This is a genomic window from Phytomonospora endophytica, from assembly GCF_014202425.1.
GTDB classification, from domain to species: Bacteria; Actinomycetota; Actinomycetes; order Mycobacteriales; family Micromonosporaceae; genus Phytomonospora; species Phytomonospora endophytica.
Genome location: NZ_JACHGT010000007.1, coordinates 219123 through 243232, shown reverse-complemented (window position 1 = coordinate 243232; position 24110 = coordinate 219123). Strand labels below are relative to the sequence as shown.

General features: G+C 70.2%; 22 protein-coding genes. 12 read left to right on the top strand and 10 right to left on the bottom strand.

All coding sequences use genetic code 11. The features are described 5' to 3' along the window. Positions 1–71 precede the first annotated feature (71 nt). On the top strand, positions 72–749 hold the full coding sequence (locus HNR73_RS17710; RefSeq protein ID WP_184788597.1) for a hypothetical protein: 678 nt from the start codon (positions 72–74) through the stop codon (positions 747–749). Positions 750–758: 9 nt separating this feature from the next. Here HNR73_RS17710 and HNR73_RS17705 read toward each other — a convergent pair whose 3' ends face one another. Both HNR73_RS17705 and HNR73_RS17700 read right to left on the bottom strand, forming a co-directional pair. Continuing rightward, on the bottom strand, positions 759–998 hold the full coding sequence (locus HNR73_RS17705; RefSeq protein WP_184788596.1) for a DUF5703 family protein: 240 nt from the start codon (positions 996–998) through the stop codon (positions 759–761). 38 nt (positions 999–1036) lie between these two features. Then, entirely contained in the window at positions 1037–2008 is a 972-nt protein-coding gene (locus HNR73_RS17700; protein ID WP_184788595.1) for an aldo/keto reductase, read from the bottom strand. A gap of 132 nt (positions 2009–2140) precedes the next feature. On the opposite strand from HNR73_RS17700, the gene HNR73_RS17695 reads away from it, so the two are divergent. The 7 genes from HNR73_RS17695 to HNR73_RS17665 all read left to right on the top strand — a co-directional run bounded on the left by HNR73_RS17695 (position 2141) and on the right by HNR73_RS17665 (position 8027). After that, on the top strand, positions 2141–3193 hold the full coding sequence (locus HNR73_RS17695; protein WP_184788594.1) for an LLM class F420-dependent oxidoreductase: 1053 nt from the start codon (positions 2141–2143) through the stop codon (positions 3191–3193). A gap of 3 nt (positions 3194–3196) precedes the next feature. Beyond that, complete coding sequence (locus tag HNR73_RS17690) at positions 3197–4030, top strand: undecaprenyl-diphosphate phosphatase (protein WP_308441957.1); 834 nt, start codon at positions 3197–3199, stop codon at positions 4028–4030. Between the two features lie 10 nt (positions 4031–4040). Then, on the top strand, positions 4041–4745 hold the full coding sequence (locus HNR73_RS17685) for an Rv2135c family putative phosphatase (protein WP_184788593.1): 705 nt from the start codon (positions 4041–4043) through the stop codon (positions 4743–4745). Positions 4746–4824: 79 nt separating this feature from the next. Next, positions 4825–5382, top strand: coding sequence for an Rv2134c family protein (locus tag HNR73_RS17680; protein ID WP_184788592.1), 558 nt, complete (start codon positions 4825–4827; stop codon positions 5380–5382). After that, on the top strand, positions 5366–6142 hold the full coding sequence (locus HNR73_RS17675; protein WP_184788591.1) for an Rv2133c family protein: 777 nt from the start codon (positions 5366–5368) through the stop codon (positions 6140–6142). Before HNR73_RS17680 ends, HNR73_RS17675 begins: the two co-directional genes overlap by 17 nt. Before the next feature lie 236 nt (positions 6143–6378). Next, positions 6379–7608 carry a cysteine--1-D-myo-inosityl 2-amino-2-deoxy-alpha-D-glucopyranoside ligase gene (gene mshC, locus HNR73_RS17670; protein WP_184788590.1) on the top strand — a complete coding sequence of 410 codons (1230 nt, stop codon included), beginning with the start codon at positions 6379–6381 and terminating at the stop codon, positions 7606–7608. Beyond that, positions 7605–8027 carry a hypothetical protein gene (locus HNR73_RS17665; protein WP_184788589.1) on the top strand — a complete coding sequence of 141 codons (423 nt, stop codon included), beginning with the start codon at positions 7605–7607 and terminating at the stop codon, positions 8025–8027. Before mshC ends, HNR73_RS17665 begins: the two co-directional genes overlap by 4 nt. 3 nt (positions 8028–8030) lie before the next feature. Here the strand turns inward: HNR73_RS17665 and HNR73_RS17660 are convergent, their stop codons facing one another. Next, entirely contained in the window at positions 8031–8660 is a 630-nt protein-coding gene (locus tag HNR73_RS17660) for a maleylpyruvate isomerase family mycothiol-dependent enzyme (protein ID WP_184788588.1), read from the bottom strand. A gap of 142 nt (positions 8661–8802) precedes the next feature. On the opposite strand from HNR73_RS17660, the gene HNR73_RS17655 reads away from it, so the two are divergent. Beyond that, positions 8803–9714, top strand: a complete 912-nt coding sequence (locus HNR73_RS17655; protein ID WP_184788587.1) for a helix-turn-helix domain-containing protein — start codon at positions 8803–8805, stop codon at positions 9712–9714. Positions 9715–9769: 55 nt separating this feature from the next. Here the strand turns inward: HNR73_RS17655 and HNR73_RS17650 are convergent, their stop codons facing one another. Continuing rightward, entirely contained in the window at positions 9770–11434 is a 1665-nt protein-coding gene (locus tag HNR73_RS17650) for an enoyl-CoA hydratase-related protein (RefSeq protein WP_184788586.1), read from the bottom strand. Between the two features lie 178 nt (positions 11435–11612). Next, positions 11613–12479: a PAC2 family protein gene (locus HNR73_RS17645; protein ID WP_184788585.1), complete on the bottom strand. Its 867-nt coding sequence runs from the start codon at positions 12477–12479 to the stop codon at positions 11613–11615. Positions 12480–12581: 102 nt separating this feature from the next. On the opposite strand from HNR73_RS17645, the gene metH reads away from it, so the two are divergent. From metH to HNR73_RS17630, 3 genes are all read left to right on the top strand, one after another. Continuing rightward, positions 12582–16055 (top strand): methionine synthase, encoded by a 3474-nt coding sequence (gene metH / locus HNR73_RS17640; RefSeq protein ID WP_239122291.1) that lies wholly within the window; start codon positions 12582–12584, stop codon positions 16053–16055. A 61-nt stretch (positions 16056–16116) separates the two neighbouring features. Beyond that, complete coding sequence (locus tag HNR73_RS17635) at positions 16117–16638, top strand: GNAT family N-acetyltransferase (protein ID WP_184788584.1); 522 nt, start codon at positions 16117–16119, stop codon at positions 16636–16638. A gap of 100 nt (positions 16639–16738) precedes the next feature. After that, positions 16739–17395 carry an HAD family hydrolase gene (locus tag HNR73_RS17630; protein ID WP_275414580.1) on the top strand — a complete coding sequence of 219 codons (657 nt, stop codon included), beginning with the start codon at positions 16739–16741 and terminating at the stop codon, positions 17393–17395. A 198-nt stretch (positions 17396–17593) separates the two neighbouring features. Here HNR73_RS17630 and HNR73_RS17625 read toward each other — a convergent pair whose 3' ends face one another. The 5 genes from HNR73_RS17625 to HNR73_RS17605 all read right to left on the bottom strand — a co-directional run bounded on the left by HNR73_RS17625 (position 17594) and on the right by HNR73_RS17605 (position 24096). Further along, positions 17594–20146 (bottom strand): ABC transporter permease, encoded by a 2553-nt coding sequence (locus tag HNR73_RS17625; RefSeq protein WP_184788583.1) that lies wholly within the window; start codon positions 20144–20146, stop codon positions 17594–17596. A gap of 3 nt (positions 20147–20149) precedes the next feature. Further along, positions 20150–20920, bottom strand: coding sequence for an ABC transporter ATP-binding protein (locus HNR73_RS17620; protein ID WP_184788784.1), 771 nt, complete (start codon positions 20918–20920; stop codon positions 20150–20152). A gap of 279 nt (positions 20921–21199) precedes the next feature. Next, positions 21200–21895 (bottom strand): response regulator, encoded by a 696-nt coding sequence (locus HNR73_RS17615; protein WP_275414581.1) that lies wholly within the window; start codon positions 21893–21895, stop codon positions 21200–21202. Continuing rightward, a complete protein-coding gene (locus HNR73_RS17610; protein ID WP_184788582.1) occupies positions 21892–23151 on the bottom strand; it encodes a sensor histidine kinase in 1260 nt (419 codons plus the stop codon). The genes HNR73_RS17615 and HNR73_RS17610 overlap by 4 nt, the downstream gene beginning before the upstream one ends. A gap of 66 nt (positions 23152–23217) precedes the next feature. Beyond that, complete coding sequence (locus HNR73_RS17605; protein ID WP_239122290.1) at positions 23218–24096, bottom strand: RecB family exonuclease; 879 nt, start codon at positions 24094–24096, stop codon at positions 23218–23220. Between the last annotated feature and the right edge of the window lie 14 nt (positions 24097–24110).

Genomic DNA, 24110 nt, shown 5'->3' with positions numbered 1-24110 from the left:
ACCTCTCCGCCTGAGCCCCTCGCCACGCACCCGTACGTCACACCGTCCACGGACAAAGAAAGAGCGTGCTCATGCCTGAAGACGCCGCCTCCCGCGCACAGGAGGCGACCGCCGCACTCGAAGCAGTCATCGCGGCGGCACGGGCCCATCTGGCGGAGATCACCGCGGCCGAGGGCCGCGTCGGCGACGCCGCCGTCTGGCGCGCCTACGTGGCCCTCAACAACGCCAGCCTCGACTACGACAAGATCATCGACGAGGCCTACGGCGAGGCGACGCCCTGGGATCCGCGACCGCTGCCGGCCACCGACGGGGAGGGCGGCTGGCCGGGCTATGTCGGCGACGACGACCTCGTCGAGGCCGACAGCAACCCCACCGTCATCTCGGTGCGGCACCGCCGCGACTACTTCGTGCCCAGCCAGACCGCGCTGCTGCGCATCGCCGAGGCCGCCCGCGAGGCGGTTCCCGACCCCGACGACGACGGCTCGCCGCTCACCGGCGTCGGCGACGCCGTCCTCGAACTGCTCCACGCGGGTGGCGGCACCCTGGCCTCACTGGAGATCGACGAGCTCACCCCGCTCGACGGGATCGTCGTCGTCAACGAGATCACCGGGCCCGTCGACCTCGACGCCGTGCACGCCGGAGCCGAGGACTCCGCCTTCCTCATGGGCACCGAACAGCCCGTCATCGGCCGCCTCGACGAGCGCTCGGTGCACGGCGAGGCGCGGACCGACGACGAGGAAGAGGACTGACGCCGTCGGTCAATAGGACAGGCCGGGCAGGATCGTCCCGCCCGTACGGGGCCGGCGTCTGCGCAAGGTGACCTTCCGCTCCCCGCCGGGATAGCGGCGCACGGTGGCCAGTTCCCAGCCGCCGTATTCGGCGGCCACCGAGAGGCGGGCCTGTGCGGTCAACTGATCGACTTCTCCGCCGATGCGCAGGGGCGCGTACTCGTACGGGTCAATGGAAGACTCGTCGGCGCTCGCTTGATTGTCGTCCATCTGGACATAATGCACCCGGGGCGCGGTGAACGCCAGGTTCACGCCTGGCGTTCGGGATAGCCGATCGCGGGCGCGGAGACGTCGTCGAGAGCGAAGCGGATCTCGGCCGGGAGGGTCACCTTCTCGGCCGCCATCGCGCCCATGAGCTGCCCGACCGTCCGTGCCCCGAGGATCGCCGAGGTCACGCCCGGGCGGTCGCGCACCCACGCGAGCGCCACTTCGAGCGGTGAGACGCCGAGCCCGTCGGCGGCCGTGGCGACCGCCTCCACGATGCCCGCGCAGCGGTCGTCGAGATAGGCGCCCACGAAACGCGCGAAGTGCACCGACGCCGCCCGCGAGTCGGAGGGCCGCCCGAAGCGGTACTTCCCGGTGAGCACCCCGCGCCCCAACGGCGACCAGGTCAGCATCCCCATGCCCAGGGTCGAGCACGCGGGGATCACCTCGCGCTCCACACCCCGCTGCACCAGCGAATACTCCACCTGGGTCGCCGTGATCGGCGCACGCCCGGGCCACGCCTGCTGCCACACCGCCGCGCGCGCGGTCTGCCAGCCGGAGAAGTTCGAGACGCCCACATAGCGGGCGCGACCGCTCGACACCGCGTAGTCCAGCGCCGAGAGCGTCTCCTCCAGCGGCGTGTCCGGGTCGTAGAGATGCAGCTGCCACAGATCCACGTGCTCGGTGCCCAGACGCGCCAGCGACTCGTCGAGGGCGCGCAGCAGATGCGCCCGCGAGGTGTCCCGCCGCCGGTCGGTCCCCGTCCGCACACCCGCCTTCGTGGCGATCATCACGTCACCGCGCGGCAGCACCGTCCCCAGCAGCCCCCCGAGGATCTGCTCGGCCTCGCCGTCGGCGTACACGTCGGCGGTGTCCACGAGGGTGCCCCCGGCGTCGACGAAGGCCTTCAACTGGGCGGCGGCGTCGTCGGCGTCGGTGTCCACACCCCACGCCATCGTGCCGAGCGCCAGTCGGGACACCTCCATCCCGCTGCGCCCTAGCGGTCTGTGCTCCATGACCAGCGACGGTACCGGGACATGTCGAGCCGTGCCGCACGCCCCGCCGCATCCGAAAACCCGGCGGCTAGGCTGATGCGACCGCGACCGGCGAGGATATCCGCTGAAAAAGTCGATCAGGAGGGGTTTGACGTGCGACTCGGTCTCAGCCTCGGCTACTGGGGGAGCGCCGCCGAACCGGCCGCCCACCTCGCATTGACCAAAGAGGCCGAAAGTCTCGGCTATTCGGTGGTCTGGGCCGCGGAGGCCTACGGCTCCGACACGGTCACGATGCTCACCTGGCTCGCCGCGCACACCTCCACCATCGACGTCGGTGCCGGAGTCATGCAGATCCCCGCCCGCGCCGCCACCATGACCGCCATGACGGCCGCGTCCCTCGACGCCCTCAGCGGCGGCCGCTTCCGCCTCGGCCTCGGCGTCTCCGGACCCCAGGTCTCCGAAGGCTGGTACGGCGTCCCCTTCGCCAAGCCCCTCGGCCGCACCCGTGAATACGTCCAGGTCGTCCGCGCCGCCCTCGCACGGGAGAAGGTCGCCATCGACGGCGAGCACATCACCCTCCCACTGCCCGGCGGCCCCGGCAAGGCCCTCCAGCTCGCCATGCGGCCCGAGCGCCCGGACCTCCCGATCTACCTCGCCGTCATCGGCCCCAAGAACCTCGCGCTCGCCGGGGAGATCGCCGACGGCTGGCTCGCGGTGTTCTTCGCGCCCGAGCACGCCGCCGAGCAGCTCGCCCACGTGCGGGCCGGTGCCGCCGGGACCGGACGCGACCTGAGCGCCTTCGACGTCGTCCCGACCGTGCCGGTCGTCGTCGGTGACGACGTGGTCGCGGCGGCCGACCCGGTGCGCGCCTACACCGCCCTCTACCTGGGCGGCATGGGCAGCCGGAAGCAGAACTTCTACAACAACCTCGCCCACCGCATGGGCTTCGGCGAGGCGGCGGACAAAGTCCAGGACCTCTACCTGGAACGCAGGCACCGGGAGGCGATGGCCGCCGTCCCGCACGAGTTCATCGACCGCGTGTCGCTGATCGGCGGTCCCGCACGGATCGCCGACCGCCTCGTCGCCTACGCCGAGGCGGGCGTGACGACCCTGTCGATCACGCCTTTCGCCGCCACACACGAAGAACGCGTCAACACCCTGCGGGTCGTCGCCGAGGCCGCCGCCACAGCCGGATTGGGAGAGTAACGGGTGGAGATCTCTATCTGGCAGGCCGTGATCCTGGGCATCCTGGAGGGCCTGACGGAGTTCCTGCCCGTGTCCTCGACCGGTCACCTGACCATCGCCGAAGGCCTCATGGGCATCCCCATCGACGACAAGGGCGTCACGGCCTACACCGCCGTCGTCCAGATGGGCGCGATCGCCGCGGTGTACGTCTACTTCTGGAAGGACCTGGTGCGGATGGTCACCGCCTGGTTCCGCGGGCTGTTCAACCCGGCCCGCCGCCAGGACTTCGACTACCGCTTCACCTGGTACGTCATCGCCGGCTCGATCCCGATCGGCATCGTCGGCTTCTTCGGCGAGAAGATCATCACCGGTCCGTTCCGCAGCCTGTGGGTCGTCGCCTTCTCCCTGATCCTGTGGAGCGGCGTGATGGCCTTCGCCGACCACGCCGCCACGCACCAGCGCAAGGAGCGGGACCTCACCCTCAAGGACACCCTCTGGATCGGTTTCGCGCAGTGCCTGGCGCTCATCCCGGGCATCTCCCGCTCCGGGGCGACGATCTCGGTCGGCCTGCTCCGCGACCTCGACCGCACCACCGCCGCGAACCTGTCCTTCTACCTGTCGCTGCCCGCGGTCACCGCGGCCGGCTTCTACCAGCTTCCCGAGGCCCTCGACGGCGGCGTCGGCGCCGCGCCGATCATCATCGGCCTCATCGTGTGCTTCGTCGTCGCCTACTTCGCGATCAAGTGGCTGCTGGCCTACATCAAGAAGCACAGCATCATGGTCTTCGTCTGGTACCGCGTCGGCCTGGGCCTGTTGCTCATCACACTGCTCGTCACCGGAGTGCTCCAGCCGACGTAGGGTTGCCCCCATGCCGACAGTGCTGTTGCTGCGACACGGGCGGACCACCGCCAACACCGCCGGGATCCTCGCCGGGCACATGCCCGGCGTCGCCCTCGACGAGACCGGACTCGCCCAGGCCGCCGAGGCCGCCAAACGCCTCGCCGGACTGCCGCTGGTCGCCGCCGTAAGCAGTCCGCTGCCGCGCTGCCTGGAGACCATCCACACCGCCCTCGGCGACCGCGGCCTCACCGTCGAGACCGACGAGGACATCGCCGAGTACCGCTACGGCGACTGGGAGGGCCGCAAACTCAGCGACCTCGTCCACGAGCCGCTCTGGAAGACCGTCCAGGAGCACCCCTCCGCCGCGGTCTTCCCCAACGGCGACGCCGCCGCGCACACCGCGGCCCGCGCCGTCGCCGCCGTCCGCGGCCACGACGCCCGCATCGCCGCCGAATACGGCCGCGACGCGCTCTGGCTCGCCTGCACCCACGGCGACATCGTCAAGGCCGTCGTCGCCGACGCCCTCGGTGTCCACTTCGACATGTTCCAGCGGATCTCGGCCGGCACGGCCTCCATCACCGCCATCCGCTACACCCCCGAGCGCCCCTACGTGCTGCGCCTCAACGACACCGGCAGCGACCTCGGCGACCTCGTCGCCGCCGAGCGCAACACCGACGATCCCGAGCCCGACAACGGCGAACCCACCGCCGGAGCCGTCGGCGGCGGCCGGTAGAGCCGATATCAGACCACTGAGATCACCGTCATCACCGCCCTTCGAGACGCCCGCCGCGACGCTGGATAGGCTCTAAGCCATGACGGGCCAGCTGTTCGAATTCGTGCCCCCCGAACGTTTCGTCGTCGGCACGGTGGGGGAGCCCGGGGAACGCACCTTCTTCCTCCAGGCACGCGGCAACGGCAGAGTCACCAGCGTCGTGCTGGAGAAGGGGCAGGTACGCCTGCTCGCCGAACGCATCGACGAACTCCTCTCCGAGGCCTCCCGCCGCTTCGGCGCCGACGTCTCCGGCAGCGCGCCGGTCGACCACGGACCCCTCGAAACACCCATCGAGGAGGAGTTCCGCGTCGGCGCCATCGGTCTCGGCTGGGACTCCGACACCGAACTGGTCGTCGTCGAGATGATCGAACTCTCCGACGACGAGGAGATCGAGCCCGACAGCGAGGACCTCGACCGCCTGCGTGTCCAGATCGCCCCGGCCGTCGCGAAGGCCTTCGCCACGCGCGCCCGCAGCGTCGTCGCCGCCGGACGCCCGCCGTGCCCGTGGTGCGGCGGACCGCTCGACGCGGGCGGTCACCTCTGCCCCCGTAGCAACGGGTACCGCCGTCGGCAGGACGAGGATGAAGACATCGTCTGAGGACCTCGAACTCCTCGCGCACGGCGCCCTCGACCTCGAAGGGCTGCTCGTCGAGGCGTCGAACGCGACGCTGCGGGCCGTGATCGAGCACGACGGGCGCACCGCGCGCTGCGTGTACAAGCCGATCCGGGGCGAGAAGCCCCTGTGGGACTTCCCGAACGGCACGCTCGCCGGGCGGGAGGCCGCCGCCTACGGGGTCAGCCGCGCGTTCGGAGTGCCGCTCGTGCCGCCCACGATCCTCCGTGAGGGCCCGATGGGGCAGGGGGCGTGCCAGTTGTGGATCGAGGAGGACGGGGAGCCCCTCGTCGGTTTCGTGCCCGCCGCCGAGGTCCCGGAGGGCTGGCACCCCATCGCCGCCGCCCGTGGGCCCGACGGTGAGGCCTACCACCTCGCGCACGCCGACGACCCGGCCCTGGCGATGATGACGGCGCTCGACGTCGTCATGAACAACGCCGACCGCAAAGGCGCGCACGTCCTGCACGACGCCTCCGGCGGCGTGTTCGGCGTCGACCACGGACTCTGCTTCCACACCGAGCCGAAACTCCGCACGGTGCTGTGGGGCTGGGCGGGCGAGCCGCTGCCGGCGGAGGTCGGCGACGCCGTCGAACGCTTCCTGTCGGCCGACCCGGAGGGCTTCGCGCCCTACCTGACCGGCGAGGAGCTCGCCGCGACCTACGCGCGGGCGGCGAAGCTGCTCGCCGACGGGCGCTTCCCGGAGCCGCCGGAGGACCGGGCGGCGCTGCCCTGGCCGCCGATCTAGGGCTGGTCGCCGAGGCGCATGGGTGTTCTCGGGGCGGCGGTGTGAAACGTCGCCGCCGGAGCGAGAAATACCCCCGAATAACACGATATGCAGTGCGTGCGACATATCCGCCGGGCCGGTCGCCGGATCGCCGCCGTGCCCGTTTCGTCCGCCGCGCCCTTTCCCGCGCGTTCTCCCCATCACGATCGTCCGTACGCGCAAGATCCGGGTGCCCCGGCGCGGTTAGTCTCTGGGACATGGATTCCTGGCAGGCTCCTCTCCTCCCGCCGGTGCCCGGTGAACCGGTCGCGCTGGCGCTGTACGACACCGCCTCGGCGCGGGTCCGGCCGAGTGAGCCGGGCGACGTCGCCCGCATGTACGTCTGCGGCATCACCCCGTACGACGCCACGCACCTCGGCCACGCCGCGACCATGCTCGTCTTCGACCTGGTCAACCGCGTCTGGCGGGACAACGGCCGTACCGTCCGCTACGCCCAGAACGTCACCGACGTCGACGAGCCGCTCCTGGAGCGCGCCGAGCGCGACGGCGAGGACTGGGTCGTCCTGGCGATGCGCGAGACGGCGCTGTTCCGCGAGGACATGGAGGCGCTGCGGATCCTGCCGCCCGACCACTACATCGGCGCCGTCGAGTCGATGCCGGAGATCACCAAGCTCATCGCGGGTCTCGTCGAGGCCGGCGACGGCTACAACATCGGTGACGGCACCGGCGACCACTACTTCCCGGTCACCGCCTCGCCGACCTTCGGCTACGAGTCGAACTACGACCGCGAGACGATGCTCGCCTTCTTCGCCGAGCGTGGCGGCGACCCCCAGCGCGAAGGCAAGCGCGACCCCCTCGACGCTCTCCTGTGGCGCGGCAAGCGCGAAGGCGAACCGTCGTGGCCGTCGACGCTCGGCGACGGGCGCCCGGGCTGGCACATCGAGTGCGCCGCCATCGCCCTCAACTACCTCGGCGAACAGATCGACGTCCAGGGCGGCGGCACCGACCTGATCTTCCCGCACCACGAGTTCTCCGCCGCCCACGCCGAGGCCGCCACCGGCGTCCGGCCGTTCTCCTCGCACTACGTGCACGGCGGCATGATCGGCTGGAACGGCGAGAAGATGTCGAAGAGCAAGGGCAACCTCGTCTTCGTCTCGCGCCTGCGCGCCGACGGCGTCGACTCCTCCGCGATCCGCCTGGGACTGCTGTCGGGGCACTACCGCACCGACCGCGAGTGGACCGGTGCCGTGCTGACCGAGGGCGAGCGCCGCGTGCACGCCTGGCGCGCCGGTGTCCGCCGCGAGTCGGGCCCCGACGGCGCCGCCCTCGTCCGTGAACTACGCGAGCGCCTCGCCGACGACCTCGACACCCCGGGCGCCCTGGCGGCCGTGGACCGCTGGGCCGCCGCCGACGGCGACGACACCGGTGCGCCCGACCTGGTCACGACGGCCGTGGACGGGTTGCTGGGGGTCCCGCTGCGGGAATGAGGCGCTTCGCGTCTCGGGTCGGTGTCGTCGAGGTCTACGACACCGAGCCGACGCCGTCAGCGCTCGCCGAGATGGTCCGGGAGACCGGCCATCTCGGGCGACGGTTCCGGCCGGCGTTCCTGTGGGCGTTCGGCCGGGCACTTCCCTACGTGGCCGTGTGGGCCTCCGACGGGGAGGTCCCCGATCTGACGCCGCGCCGGCCGGGCACCGAGGACGACCTCGCCGGGTTGTGGCTCGCCGAGATTCGCACGCACGCCTGCGGCGCGTGCGGGGCGCGGTTCCGTGGCGTGAACCCCGACGGTGCGCTCGCGTTCCGCTCGCGGCGCGGATCGCCGGCGCATCGACGGGTCGACGCGTGCCCCGCGTGCGAGTCGAGATCGGCGCGCCTGGGCTTCCTGGTCCTGCTGGGACCAGCCTGACCGTCAGCGTTCCCGGAGTACCGCCACTCCCGAGCCCGTCAGGTCCTCGCAGAAGGCCTTCCGCCCGGTCATCGCCATGATCAGCGCGATCGTCGTACCCGTCACCGGTGCGCCGTCCTCAGGTCCCGTCTCGAACGGCCCGTCGGTCGCCGTCAGGCGCAGACCGCGGATGCGGCCCTTGGCGAGCACCACCTGGTCGGTGCCCCGGCAGAACTCGGCGACCGCCGTCACCGTCTCGACCGGGTGCTCGCGGACGAGGCCGAGCGGCCGCCGGATGTCCTCGCCGTGCACGACCGCCTCGCCCAGCATCGCCATCACCGGCAGGGGAGGTTTCGTGCGGCTGCCGACCACGTCACGAAACCGCGCGAGGGTCTCACCGGGTGTGTCCCCGAGCTGCTCGGCCAGGCGCATCGCGACCTGCCTGTCGAAGTCGAAGCGGCACTTCACCACGCCCGCCAGCCAGCGCAACGGCGTCAGGCTCGCCCCCGCGGTCACGTGCGCCAGCACCTCGCGGACGCTCAACCCCTCGCACAGCGACGGTGTCGCCCAGGCCTCGTCGTCCAGTTCCGCCAAGTCGGCCGCGAGGGCCGCCCGCTCGGTGTGCACCAGCGGCCATACGCCGTGTTTCGCCATACCGTCCTCCAAAAGCGTCGGCGCCACCCAGTGGAGACCGGTGCCGAACCCTCGAATAATCGCCCAGGGCATGTGCCATGGGTCACAGGAGCCGGATAATCGCTTTGACCTTCCACCCGCTGGAACCCCGAGGCTTCTCCTCATGAGCGACACCGACCGGAATCCGCTGTACACGATCGGCGAGTTGGCCCGCCGGGCCGGCGTTCCCGTTCGCACCGTCCGGTTCTGGTCCGACGAGGGCGTCCTTCCGCCGACCACCCGGTCGCGCGGCGGGTACCGCCTCTACGACGCCGCCGCCGTGGCCAGGCTCGAACTCGTGCGCACCCTGCGCGAACTCGGTCTCGACCTGCCCGTGGTCCGTGAGGTCGTGGCGGGACGGACGACCCTGGCCCAGGTGGCCGCGGCCCACGTCAACGCCCTCGACACCGAGATCCGCGTCCTCAAGACGCGCCGAGCGGTGCTGTCCACCGTCGCTCACCGGGACACCACCATCGAGGAGATGAGACTCATGCACAAGCTCGCCCGTCTGTCCGCCGCCGAACGTCAGCGCCTCATCGACGACTTCGTCGCCGAGACCTTCGCCGGCGTCGACGACGACGCGCCGGGCGCCCGCATCGCCACGTCCATGCGCGCGCTCCCGACCGACCTGCCGGACGAACCGACCCCCGCCCAGGTCGACGCCTGGGTCGAACTCGCCGAACTCATCGGCGACGAGGACTTCCGCATGCGCACCCGCCAGATGGCGGTCACGGGCGCCATGGGCGGGCCCGCCGAGCCCGTGCCGTTCGAACCCGCCCAGGTCGTCGAGAAGGCCGGTGCGGCGATCGCGGCCGGGATCGAACCGGGATCACCCGAAGGCGCCGCGCTCCTCGACGAGCTGCTCGACGGAGACCTTGACGCCGACTCCCGCGTCCGCCTGGCCGACTCGCTCGCGACGTTCACCAGCCACAAGGTCGAGAGGTACTGGGAACTGCTCGGCAGGCTCAACGGATGGCCGCCGTTCAAGCCGACCGTGCCGGCGTTCGAGTGGGTCATCGCCGCACTCAGGGGGTAGCGACGGCGAACGGCCGGTCCCGGTTGGGACCGGCCGTTCGCCGTCATCTCCGCGTCTACACCCTCGCCGCGTGTGCGGCCTGGAGCGGCTGCTTGCTGACGAACGCGTGCCGGGCGGCCCGGAAGCCTGAGCGGTCGTCGAAAATGTCCTGCGCCATCTCCGCCAGCTCGCGGGCGGCGTAGTAGGCCGGGGGACGCGAGTTGGTCAGGAACCGCAGCTTCGCCTCATAGGTCTGCCGCCAGTTCTCCGGCGACGCGTACAGTTCCGCCTGCTCGATCAGCCACTCGTCGAAGGCCGCCGGATCGCGCGGCCCCACCCCGTCGACCAGACCCAGGTGCAGGGCCGCGTTGGCGTCGACCGGTTGCTTGTCGTCCAGTAGCTGACCGGCCAGCTCCACGCCCACCCTGCGGGGCAGCGTGTAGGTGTGCAACTCCGACCCGAACAGACCGATGTCGTAGTACGGGTTCAGCACGACCCCGTCGCGGGCGAGCGCCACATCCGCCGCCAGGCCCAGCATCGCGCCACCCGCGCCCGCGCTCGCGGTGTAGGCCGCGATGGTGAGCTGGCCGGTGTCGGTGACCAGCGCGGTGCAGACGTCGTTGATGGCGTTGATGTTCTCCCACGCCTCCTTGGCCGGGTCCTCGGCCGCCTCGATCGCGTTGAGGTCGATGCCGTTGGAGAAGAACTCCGGCGTCCCTTTGAAGACCAGGACGGAGGTGTCCTGGTCGAGGGCGTAGTCGAGGGCGTCGAGGATACGGCGGCACTGGATGGTGCCCATCGCGCCGTTGTGGCTGCGCACCGTCAGCAGCCCGACGGGCCCGATGCGCTCGTACTCGACCTCGCGGAGGGACAGCGGCGCCTCGACGTGGGGAGCCGAGACGTGACCGAGGACGGCCGCGGCGGACAGTTTGACGCCGTTGCCGCCTTCCTTACGGGGGTGCTTGAGCCGGCCGATCCACACCGCGCGGTCGTCACCGGCGGCGACGGCCACCGCGTCCTCGTACTTTCCGACGATCGTGCCGGGAGGCGCGGCGGACTCGACCTTGCCGCCCAGGTGCGCGTCATAGGCGTGCACGATGAGCCCGCCGAGCTCCGTGCGGACCCCGGGGGTGGAGTCGGAGGCGGCGATGCGCCGGACGATCTCCGAGGCGGGCTGCGACCAGTCGAACAGCCGCTCGTCGCGCTTGAGGAGCGGCCGGGTCGTGGCGTGTGGGACGGCCCGGGGCGCCTCTTCCTGCGGGACGGGCGTGAAGTCCGGATCGAGGGCCTTCTCGACGACCTCGGCGATGCACTCCATGGCCGCGTCGGCGACCGGCCCGTTGTACAGCGCCGACTTCGGTACCGGGATCGGTGGCATGCCGAAGGTCCGGGTCGCCCAGATCGGTCCGGCGTCCATCTCCTCGACGGCCTGCAGCGCCGTCACGCCCCACCGCGGCTCGGCGTCGGTGATCGCGTAGTCCAGCGAGGACGGTCCGCGGTCCCCGACGGGCCCGGGGTGAATGATCACCGTCGGCCAGGCCCGCCACACCTTCTCCGGCACACGGTGCTTCAGGAAGGGGCAGATGATCAGGTCGGGCGCGAGGTCGGTGACGGTGTCGGCGATCGCCTCGGCGTCGATGTCGGCGAGCGCGATGTCGACCTCGTGGCCTTCGGCGCACAGCGCGGTCCAGGCTCTTTGGCTCAGGCCGTTGAACGCGGAAACAAGCAGCAGGATGTGCAAGATCGCCTCCGGGAGGGGGTAGACCCGGGCGAGCCTAGCGAGTGACCATGAAACGTGCGAGAGCGGGTCGGTTCAGGAATTGTCGGTTCGACCGCGCGTCATGAGACGGACCCGTTGTGCGACTGTGCACTGTGGACGGCCGAAATTGGCACACGCCGGCCCGAAGGGCGGGGGCCGGTCACTCCGTACCGGGTTCGCCGCCGCTCTGTCCGCCACGCCTGCGGAGGTAGCGCTCGAAGTCGCGGGCGATCTCGTCGCCGTTCGGCTGCGGCGAGGGCTGGTCGTCCTGCTGTTCGAGGGACTCGATGTACTCGGCGATCTCGGCGTCGGAACCGGCGAGTTCGGCGATCGAGTTCTCCCAGTCGGCGGTGTCCTCGACGAGGCCGCCCGTCGGGACGGGAATGTCGAGGATCTCTTCGAGCCGGCTGGCCAGCGCGAGGGTCGCCTTCGGGCACGGCGAGGCCGCCGCGTAGTGCGGGATGTGCACCCAGAACGACACCACCGGAAGGCCCGCGACCGCGATCGCCTCCTGCAGGACACCGACGATGCCCGTCGGACCCTCGTACGCCGAGGGCGTGAGCTTCAAACGCTCCGCCATCGCCGTGTCGGCGGCTGTACCCGACACCGGCAGCGGGCGCGTGTACGCCACGTCCGACAGCAGAGCCCCGAGCAGGATCACCTGATCGACCTCAAGACTGTGACAAAGCTCAAGAATGTCCTCGCAGAACGAACCCCAGCGCATGTTCGGTTCGATCCCGTGGAGGAGCACGACGTCGCGTTCGCTGCCGTCGGGGGAGCACGCCGTGAAGTGACTCGTGGGCCACTCGATCTGGCGCTTGTCGTCGCCGTCGCGGGTCAGCGTGGGGCGATTGACCTGGAAGTCGTAGTACGGATCGGGGTCGAGATGCCCGATCCGTTTCGCGCCCCACTGCTCCGCGAGGTGCTCGATGGTCTCCACCGAAGCGCCCGTCGCGTCGTTCCACCCCTCGAAGGCGGCGATGAGCACCGGAGACCGCAATGTGGGAAGACCGTCGAACTCTGTCACCCGGCCAGGGTACGCGGCCGTTTCGATCGCTAACCTTGTCGGGTGTCGAACATTCCGCTGCTCACCGCCATTAAAGAACGTGTCCTGATCGCCGACGGCGCGATGGGCACGATGCTTCACGCGGTCGACCTCAGCGTCGATGAGGACTACCAGGGCCACGAGGGGCTCTCCGACATCCTCAACTTCTCCCGCCCCGATGTCGTTCGCGGCGTCCACGACGCCTATTTCGCCGCCGGCTCGGACCTCGTCGAGACGAACACGTTCAACTCGAACTTCAGCGGCCTGTCGGACTACGACCTCGCCCACCGCGCCTTCGACTTCGGCCGCGCGGGCGCGAGCATCGCCAAGGAGGTCGCCCACGGGCACTCCACCCCCGACAAGCCGCGCTACGTCCTCGGCTCCCTCGGCCCCGGCTCGAAACTCCCCACCCTCGGGCACATCTCCTACCAGCTGCTGCGCGACACCTACCAGCAGACCGCCGAGGGCCTCATCGCCGGCGGAGCCGACGCGATCCTCGTCGAGACCTGCTACGACCTCCTCCAGGCCAAGGCCGCACTCGTCGGCGCCAAACGCGCCATGGCCAAGAGCGGCCGCAAGATCCCGCTCATCTGCCACGTGACCGTCGAGACGACCGGCACGATGCTCGTCGGCAGCGAGATCGGCGCCGCCCTCACCGCCATCGAGCCCCTCGGCATCGACCTCATCGGCCTCAACTGCGCCACCGGCCCCGCCGAGATGAGCGAACACCTCCGCTACCTCTCGCAACACGCCCGCGTCGGCCTGTCGGTCATGCCCAACGCCGGGCTCCCCGAACTCACCCCGCAGGGCGCGCACTTCCCCCTGACGCCCCTGGAGCTCGCCGACGCCCTCGAAGGCTTCGTCGGCGACTACGGTGTCGGCCTCGTCGGCGGCTGCTGCGGTACGACGCCCGAGCACATCCGCACGGTCGTCGAGCGCCTCTCCGGCTCCGTCGCACCCGCGCGGACCCCGGTCATCGAACCGGGCACGTCCTCGTCGTACCACCACGTCCCGTTCCAGCAGGACGCCAGCATCCTCATGGTCGGCGAGCGCACCAACGCCAACGGCTCGAAGGCCTTCCGTGAGGCCATGCTCGCCGCCGACTGGCAGAAGTGCATCGAGATCGCCCGTGAGCAGGCCCGTTCCGGCGCGCACCTGCTCGACCTGTGCGTCGACTACGTGGGCCGCGACGGCAGCGCCGACATGCGCGACCTCGCCTCCCGCTTCGCGACCGCCAGCACCCTGCCGATCATGATCGACTCCACCGAGGTCCCGGTCATCGAGGCCGGCCTGGAATCCCTCGGCGGCCGCTGCGTGGTCAACTCCGTCAACTTCGAGGACGGCGACGGCCCCGAGTCGCGCTACGCGCGGGTCATGCCGATCATCGCCGAGCACGGCGCCTCGGTCGTCGCGCTCCTCATCGACGAGGAGGGCCAGGCCCGCACGAAGGACTGGAAGGTCCGCATCGCGCGCCGCCTCATCGACGACCTCACCGGCACCTGGGGCCTGAACGTCGCCGACATCTTCATCGACGCGCTCACCTTCCCCATCGCCACCGGCCAGGAGGAGACCCGCCGCGACGGCATCGAGACCATCGAGGCCATCCGGGAGATCGCCGCCCTCTACCCGGGCGTCAACTTCACCCTCGGCATCTCCAACGTCTCCTTCGGCCTCAACCCGGCCGCCCGCCAGGTCCTCAACTCGGTGTTCCTGCACGAATGCGTGCAGGCCGGGCTGACCAGCGCGATCGTGCACTCCTCGAAGATCCTGCCCATCGCGCGGATCCCCGAGGCACAGCGCGAGGCCGCCCTCGACCTGATCTACGACCGCCGCCGCGAAGGCTACGACCCGGTCCAGAACTACCTCACCATCTTCGAGGGCGCCTCCGTCGCCGCCGCCCGCGCCACCCGCGCCGAGGAACTCGCCGGGCTCCCGCTCGACGAGCGCCTCGAACGCCGCATCATCGACGGCGAGCGCACCGGCCTCGAAGCCGACCTCGACGAGGCCCTGGGCAGCCGCGACGCGATCGCGATCATCAACGACACCCTGCTGTCGGGCATGAAGACCGTCGGCGACCTCTTCGGCTCCGGCCAGATGCAGCTGCCCTTCGTGCTGCAGTCGGCCGAGGTCATGAAGGCCGCCGTCGCCCACCTCGAACCGCATATGGAGAAGTCCGACGGCGCGGGCAAGGGCACGATCGTGCTGGCCACCGTCAAGGGCGACGTCCACGACATCGGCAAGAACCTGGTCGACATCATCCTGTCCAACAACGGCTACACGGTCGTGAACCTGGGCATCAAGCAGCCGATCAACGCCATCCTCGACGCCGCCGAGCAACACAACGCCGACGCCATCGGGATGTCCGGGCTGCTGGTGAAGTCGACGGTGATCATGAAGGACAACCTCGCCGAGATGCTGCAGCGGGGGATGGCGACGCGGTTCCCCGTCCTGCTCGGCGGGGCGGCCCTGACCCGCTCCTACGTCGAGGACGACCTGCGCGATCTCTACGAGGGCGGCGAGGTGCACTACGCCCGTGACGCCTTCGAGGGACTGTCCCTCATGGACCGGGTCATGACCGCCCGCCGTGGCGGCGCTCCCGTCATCGACGCCGAACGTCAGGCCGTCCTCGAACAGCGCCGGGCCCGGCGCGCGCGGCACAAGGACATCGTCGTCGCCGACGCCCCCGACCTCGACGACACCTCGGTGCGCGCCGACATCCGCTACGGCGTGGACGTGCCCACGCCGCCGTTCTTCGGGACGCGCGTGGTGAAGGGAATCCCCCTCGCCGACTACTCCGCCCTGCTCGACGAGCGCGCGACCTTCCTCGGGCAGTGGGGCCTCAAGCCCGGCCGCGCTAAGGAGGGACCGTCCTACGAGGAGCTCGTCGAGACCGAAGGACGGCCGCGTCTGCGCTACTGGCTCGACCGGCTCGCCAGCGACAAGGTCCTCGAAGCGGCCGTGACCTACGGGTACTTCCCCTGCTACAGCGAGGGGAACACGCTCGTCGTGCTCGACGAGAACGCCGCCGCCGAGCGGGCACGGTTCACCTTCCCGAGGCAGCGGCACGGCAAGCGCCTGTGCATCGCCGACTTCTTCCGCTCGGGGGAGGAGGCGCGCGACAAGGGCTTCGACGTGCTCGGCATGCAGCTGGTCACGATCGGCCAGCCCGCCAGCGAGTACACCTCGAAACTGTTCGCGCAGAACGCCTACCGGGACTACCTGGAGGTCCACGGGGTCTCGGTGCAGCTGACCGAGGCGCTGGCGGAGTACTGGCACAAGCGGATGCGCTCGGAACTGATCCTCCCCGACGGCCGCTCGCTGGTCGACGACGACCCGGCCGACGTCGACGGCCTGTTCCGCACCGACTACCGGGGCTGCCGCTACTCCTTCGGCTACCCGGCCTGCCCGGAGCTGGAGGACCGCGCGGTGACGGTGGCCCTGCTGGGCGCCGACCGCATCGGCGTGGAGATCAGCGAGGAGTTCCAGCTGGTGCCCGAGCAGGCGACCGACGCCCTCGTCGTGCACCACCCGGACGCCAGTTACTTCAACGCAAAGTAGGACGATCGGACGGCCCGGGACCGAAGGTCCCGGGCCTGCGCGCGGATGGCAGTCTGTCGCCATGCCTGACCCCGCGATCACCGTCGAACGCATCCCCGAGCTCGGCCCCGAACGTTTCGCCGAGATCACCGGCGGACTCGACGACCCCTTCGAGACCGACGGCCTCGGACTCCAGTGGGCCGAAAAGCCCGTCCACTACGTCGCCCGCGCCGAGGGCCGCCTCGTCGCCCACGCCGGCCTTGTCGACGTCCCCCTCACCGTCGGTGGCGAGGACCACGTCGCCGGGGGACTCGGCACCGTCATCGTCGCTGCGGGCATGCGCGGCCGGGGCCTCGCCCGGCTCGTCGTCGGCGCCGCCATGGACCACGCCCGCGTCGAGGGCAAGGACTTCGGCATCCTGTTCTGCCTCGAATCCAGGGTCGGTCTCTACGCCCGCCTCGGCTGGACCCTCGTCGACGGCGAGGTCACCGCCCGGCAGTCCGACGGCGACGTCGTCATGCCGATCCGGACCATGTGGATCGGCCTCCGCGACGGCGCCTCCTGGCCCGCCGGGCCGGTGCGCCTGCGGTCCCTGCCGATGTAGGCGCCTGTGCCCAACCCCACGCCCGGCCCCCGGGCCGGGACGAAGCCGATCACATACGGTTGAACCGCCAGCCCCACCACGACTCCCCAGGAGCCACAGCGTGACCTTCCCCGCCGCAGTCCTGTTCGACATGGACGGCACCCTCACCGACAGCGAGAAGGTCTGGTCGATCGCCCTCGACCAGCTCGCCGCCCACCACGGCAAGACCCTGTCCACGCCCACGCGGGAGGCGATGGTCGGCACCAACATGTCGGTGTCCATGGAGATGTTCCACGACGACCTGGGCCTGCCGCACGACGGCATGCGCGCCAGCGTCGTCTGGCTGGAGACCCGCATGGCCGAACTCCTCAAGGCCGGGGCCCCCTGGCAGCCCGGCGCGCAGGAACTCCTCCGCGAGGTCCGTGCCGCCGGATACCGCACCGCACTGGTCACGGCCACCGCCCGCGAGCTCACCGAGGTGCTGCTCGACAACACCCTCGGCCGCGAGAACTTCGACGTCAGCGTGTGCGGCGACGAGGTCGTCAACTCCAAGCCCGACCCGGAGCCCTACGCCAAGGCCGCCGCGCTGCTCGGCGTCGACCCGGCCGACTGCGTCGCCATCGAGGACTCGCCGACCGGCATGGCCTCGGCCTACGCCGCCGGCTGCCGCGTCCTCGCCGTCCCGAGCGAGGTGGCCCTCGACGCGCCCGCGGGTGTCGTCGTCATCGGCTCGCTCATGGACGCCGATCTCGAACTTCTCCGGGGTCTCGGCGCCTGAGGCAACCGCCCGCGCACCCGCGCACGTCTTAGTGAACGGGATAGGAACGATCCACCTCGGACAGCGCGGACACATGGACAAAGGACGGTTGTTGAAGACCGTCCTTTGTGGACTTAAGGTTACCCTCCGCGCTCGCCGGACGCAAACGGCCCGCCTCCACTACACAGCGTGGAGGCGGGCCGTTTCGGCTTGCCGGGGCTACTCGTAGGAGATGGCCCGCAGCACGTTGAGCTTGTTGGCCCGGTAGGCCGGGATCAGCGCCGCGAGGACACCGATCACGACACCGGCGACCAGGTAGAACGCCATGGTGTTCCACGGCATCGCCAGCGTGTCCAGGAACTGGTCCTTCAGTGCCTGCTGGGCGGCGATGCCCAGACCCGCGCCGACGGCCAGGCCGAGGATCGCGCCGAACACCGAGATCACCACCGACTCGACGGTCACCATCCCGGTCACCTGCGACTTGGTCATGCCGACCGCCCGCAGCAGACCCAGCTCGCGGGTCCGTTCCAGCACCGACAGGGTCAGGGTGTTGACCACGCCGATGACGGCGATGCCCATCGCGACGATCAGGAGGACCTGAACGATCGTGAGGATGATGTCGAAGATCTGCTTGATCTGGTCCGACAGCGCCGAGACGTCGTTGACGGTGATCAGCGGGTTGTCGGCCAGGAGCGTGTTGATCTGGTCGGTGACCTGCTGGGTGTCGGCGCCGTCGTCGAGCTCCACGAAGGCCTGGATCGGGTTCTTCGTGGTGAACTGCTCGGCGTTGACCGAGGAGATCGTGTAACCGCCGCCGCCTTCGCCGCCGCTCTCGGTGATACCGGAGACGGTGAACGACTTCGGCGTCGGCGAGCCGGTGAGCTTGATCTCCACCTTGTCGCCCAGCTTCAGGTTCTCGGCCTTGGCGGTGTCGGTGTTGATGACGACGTCGTTCGGGCCGAGCGTGTCGGTGTTGCCCTGGTCGGTCTTGGTGGCGAACATGTGGTTCTGGCCGGCCAGGTCGTCGACGGCGATGACCGAGACGATCTCCCCGTTGATGGTCGCGCCGAGGTCGGCCCACGCGCCGACGACGAGCTTGACGCCCGGGACGGCCTTCATCTCGCCGAGGATCTCGGTCTTGAAGCTCGGAATGGTCGTCGAGGGCGCCGCGGAGCCGATCACCAGGTCGGCCTTGACCGAGTTCTCGAAGTACTTGTCGATGCTGGCCTGCGCCGAGGAACCGAGGACGCCGATCGCGGTCACCAGGGTCACGCCGATCATCAGCGCCGTGGCGGTGATGGCGGTGCGCCTGGGGTTGCGGCCGGAGTTGCGGCGGCCGAGCTTGCCCGGCATCGACCAGGACATGATCCGCCCGATCACCGACACCAGCGGTCTGGCGATCACCGGTGTGAAGATGACCGCGCCGATGAACAGCGACAGGATCCCGCCGCCCATGACCATCAGGCGGTTGTCACCGGCGTTGCCGGTCAGCGCCCAGGTCAGCAGACCACCGCCGAGGAGCAGGAACACACCGCCGATGATCCCGAAGGGCAGCACCGAGCGCTCGGCGTTGGCCGCGTCGCGCAGGGCCGCGATCGGGGGGATCCGCGACGCGCGGATCGCGGGGAACACCGCGGCCAGCATGGTCACGACGATCCCGATCGCCAGCGCCGACACGATCGCCGAGGTCGGGACCGACAGGGTGGCGTCCATGCCGCCGAACAGGCCGCCGAGCGCGGCGGTGCCGCCCCAGCCGACCAGTACGCCGAGCCCGAGGCCGACGACACCGGCGAGGACGCCGATGATGGCCGCTTCGAGGAGCACCGAGTTGATGACCTGCCCGCGCCCGGCTCCCATCGCCCGGAAGAGGGCGAGTTCGCGGGTGCGCTGGGCCACGATGATCGAGAAGGTGTTGATGATCAGGAAGATCGACACGAACACCGCGACGGCGCCGAAGGCGATGAGGATGTTGTTGAAGGCGCCCAGGATCTCGTCGAACTGGCCCGAGATCTCCTTGGCGAGGTCCTCACCGGTCTGGACCTTGAACGACGAGCCGAGTTCGGCGCCGATCCGGTCGCGCAGCGTGTTGTCGTCGACACCGGAGGCGGCCTTGACGTCGATGTTGGTGAACGCCCCGGTCGTGCCCATCACCAGCGTCTGAGCGGCCGGTGTGGTGAACCACATCGTCTTCTCGCCGCCGAGGGTGTCGCGGCCGCCGGTGTAACCGACGATCCCGGTGATCTTGAAGGACTGCTGTTCCGAGGTGATCGAGGAGATCACCGGGAACTGCTCGCCCAGCTTGTATCCGGTGGAGTCGGCGAGGCTCGCACTGATCGCGATCTCGTCGTCGGCGGCCGGGCCCGCGCCCTCCCGCAGCTCCATCGGGTCCTCGACGCCCGTCCAGTTCGACGCGATGGTCGGCGCACCGAAGGCCGGGATGGCCTTGCCGTTCTTGTCGATGACCACGACCGTGTTGGCCGCGTCGCTGACCAGACCGGTCGCGCTCTCCACTCCGTCGACGGTCGCGACCTGCGCGACCACGGACTCCGGGATCGGGTTGGGCTGACCGGTGGCGGCGTTGGTCCCCTCGGAGGAGATCTGCACGTCGACGCTCTCGAAGGCGGTGGTGAACATGCCCTCGATGGACGTGCTGAACGAAGCCCGCATCACCAGCGAACCGGTGATGAAGGTGACGCCGAGGATGATCGCGATCCCCGACAGGAGCAGCCGTGCCTTACGCGACAGGAGGCTCTTGAAAGTGGCCCGCAGCATGGCTCAGTGCCCCTCCGCCTGCGTCTGCCGCGAACCGACGATCTCCTCAAGGCGCTTGAGCTCGTCGAGGACCTGCTCGGCGGTCGGGTCGATGAGCTCGTCGACGACCTGGCCGTCGGCGAGGAACAGGACCCGGTCGGCGTAGGAGGCCGCGTTGGCGTCGTGGGTGACCATGACGATGGTCTGGCCGAAACGGTCCACGGAGTCGCGGAGGAAGTTCAACACCTCGGCGCCCGACTTGGAGTCGAGGTTTCCGGTCGGCTCGTCGGCGAAGATCACCTCGGGGCGCGACACGAGAGCGCGAGCGCAGGCGACGCGCTGCTGCTGGCCGCCGGACAGTTCCGTCGGCTTGTGCGACAGGCGGTCGCGCAGCCCGACGGTGTCGATGACCTGATCGAACCAGGCCTTGTCGGGCTTTTTACCCGCGATCGACAGCGGCAGGGTGATGTTCTCCTCCGCCGTGAGCGTCGGCAGCAGGTTGAACTGCTGGAAGATGAAGCCGACGTTGTCGCGGCGCATCTGGGTGAGCTGGCGGTCGGACATGCCCGTCACGCGCAGGTCTCCGATGAAGACCTCACCGCGGTTGACGGTGTCGAGCCCGGCCAGGCAGTGCATGAGGGTCGACTTGCCCGAACCGGACGGACCCATGATGGCGGTGAAGCGGCCGCGGGCCAGGTCGACGCTAACGTCCCGCAGCGCGATGACCTGCGCCTCACCGGTTCCGTACACCTTCCACACGCCTGCGGCGCGTGCCGCGATGCCAGCGTCGGCCATGGTCGTAGATGCCACGTTCCCATCCCTCCCCGAGAGGTTTGTCCGCGCCCCCTGCGGGCGCGTTCCGTTGATGCATTCGGTGTGTCGTCAACGACGTTATGGGTATCGGCGGCGTGTTCCGTCGTGCGCGGGAACGGTCTTTCGCTCCGCCCGGCGGCGTACGAAACCCCTACGTCCGACCCAGGGTCACCCTGAGAACCCACCCCCGGGACGAGCCCGGGATCCTCCCCGGGGAGGAGACGTTCTCGGCCCGCTCTTTTGTTGTCGCAGGTCGCGGCTTCAACGCTGCGGTTTGACCAACCCCGACTCGTAGGCGAGGACGACGGCCTGCACGCGGTCGCGGAGCCCGAGCTTGGTCAGCACGTGCCCCACATGAGTTTTAACCGTGGTCTCACTGACCGTCAGCTCTTTGGCGATTTCGGAATTCGACAGGCCGCGCGCCACGTGCACCAGGACCTCCCGCTCCCGCTCGGTCAGGGAGTCCAGCGCCAGCGGCGGGCGTTCGCTGGGGTCGGGCAGGCGGTCGGCGAAGCGCTCCAGGAGGCGGCGCAGGATCCGCGGCGCCACGACGGCCTCGCCCCGCGCCACGGTCCGGATCGCGGTGATCAGCTCATCGGCGGGGACGTCCTTCGACAGGAAGCCTCCGGCACCGGCCCTCAGCGCGCCCACGACGTACTCGTCGAGGTCGAAGGTGGTCAGGATCAGGATGTGCACCGGAAGCTGCGCGTCGACGATCGTCTTGGTCGCCGCCACGCCGTCCATGCGGGGCATCCGGATGTCCATGAGGACCACGTCGGGCAGCAGCCGCCGCGACAACTCGACCGCCTCGGCGCCGTCCCCGGCCTCGCCCACGATGTCGATGTCGGCCTCGGCGCCGAGCACCATCCGGAACCCGGTCCGCAACAAGGGCTGGTCATCGGCGAGTAGAACCCGGATCGGCCGCCCTCCGGCGGTGGTGCCTGCGCTGTCGGTCACGTGCTGCTCCCGTCTGGTGGGGTGTCGATCGGGATTTTCGCGTACACCCGGAAGCCGCCGCCCGGCCGGGGCCCGGTGCGCAGCGTCCCGCCGTACAGGGCGATCCGCTCGCGCATCCCGACCAGACCGTGCCCGACACGGTCGCCGGGCGCGCGCGGCGTGAGCTTCGGCCCGCGCCCGTCGTCGAAGATCTCGACCTGGAGCTGCTCGTCGGTGTACTTGATGCGGACCTCGGCGCGCGCCCGGCCGCCGTGCTTGAGCGTGTTCGTCAGCGCCTCCTGCACGATCCGGTACACCGACAGCGCCACGCCCGGATCGAGCGGCGCCTCGGGGCCCTCGACCAGCAGCCGCACCGGCAGGCCGGCGTCGCGGACCTGATCGACGAGGGTCTGCACCGCCGCCAGACCGGGCTGCGGGGTCAGCTCGGCGTCGTCCTGGTCGCTGGTGCGCAGCACGTCCAGAAGCCGCCGCATCTCACGCAAGGCCGTGCGGCCGGTGTCCTCGATCGTCGCGAGGGCCTCCTCGGCCCGGCGCGGGTCGTTGGCCAGCACCCGGCGGGCACCCGTGGCCATCACCCCCATCACCGACACGTGGTGGGCGACGACGTCGTGCAACTCGCGCGCGATGCGCTGGCGCTCGTCGGAGACGGCCTGCGCGGCGAGCGCCTGCTGGTTCTCCTCGGCGACCTGCGCGCGCGTCCGCAGCGCCTCCACCAGCGCCCGGCGGTTGTGCACCAGCCGCCCACTGAAGAACGCCACCAGCGAGAAGATGAACGTGATCACATAGATCGCGGTCCGAGAGCCGTTCGCGCCCGCGATGTCATCGGGATAGAAGTAGATGACCAGCGCCGTCGCGCCCCACATCAGCCCGATCGCCGACAGCGCCACCCGCCACCCGCGGTCGGCCGCCGCCGTGTAGGTCAGGACGTAAAGGCTCCACGCCGACTGCCCCCACCACGCGTCATGCACCAGGAAGGGGGCCAGCAGCAGCGCCAGCTCCACCCCGACGGCGACCGGAAACGCCCGCCGCCGCAGCGCGATCGCCACGCTGCCCGCCACTATCCAGGGCAGCGCCTTCCACAGCACATCCTGGAAGAGGGGGTCGTTCTGCGCGGCCAGCCAGTACGCGAACAGCGGCGGCAGCACCCAGAAGACGGCGGCCAGCACGTCGAAGGCGAGGGGACGCTCACGGAACCACAGGTGGACGCGGCCTTCCCGGCCCCACCACCGTCCCTGGGGGCGTCCCTGTTCAGTCACATGGCAGACGCTAACGCGTCATACGGCCCGCGGAGTCCTGACCCAGACCGATCTTCGGGTCCTCCGTCAGGATGAGTAGTCGAGGGTTTGCTCCGGGTGGTCCGCCCCGCCCGCCTGGTCCGGGATCACCCCGGCCACCTCGACCGGGAACGGCGGCGGCGTCCCTCCGAAGGCCGGGCACTTGTCCTGGTGGGCGCACCACGAGCACAGCCGGCTCGGCTTGGGCGCGAACTCACCGGTCGCCATCGCCTGCCCGATCGCCGACCACAGCGCCTTCACCGAGGCCTCGAAACGGACCAGCTCGGCCTCGTCGGGGGAGTGGTCGAGCACCAGCCGGTCCTTGAGGTACACCAGCCGCAGCATCCGCGGCACCACTCCGCGCGTGCGCCACAGCACCAGGGCGTAGAAGCGCAGCTGGAACAGCGCCTTCGCCTCGAAACTCTCCGTCGGCGCCTTGCCCGTCTTGTAGTCGACGACGCGAATGTCCCCGGCCGGCGACACGTCGAGGCGGTCGACGTACCCGCGCAGCACCAGGCCGTCGTCGAGGGTCGTCTCCACCAGGCACTCCCGTTCGGCGGGCTCCAGGCGCGTCGGGTCCTCCACCGAGAAATAGCCCTCGACCAGGTTCCGCACCGACTCCAGCCACACCTCCACCGCCGGGTCGTCCGGCGTGAAGATCCCCGCGATCCGCTCGTCCTCCCCGCGCAGCCGCTCCCACTCCGGGCCGACCATCGCCACCGCGGCGGCGGGCGTACGGTCCACCGCCGCCACGTCGTAGATCCTCTCCAGGACCGCGTGCACGAGCGTCCCGCGCGCCATCTCCGGCGTCGGGTCCTCCGGCAGCCGGTCGACGCTGCGGAAGCGGTACAGCAGGGGGCAGGACTTGAAATCCGCCGCCCGCGACGGCGACAGCGACATCGGCAGCATCGGCAAGGGGGAAGGCATGGACATCATCGTAG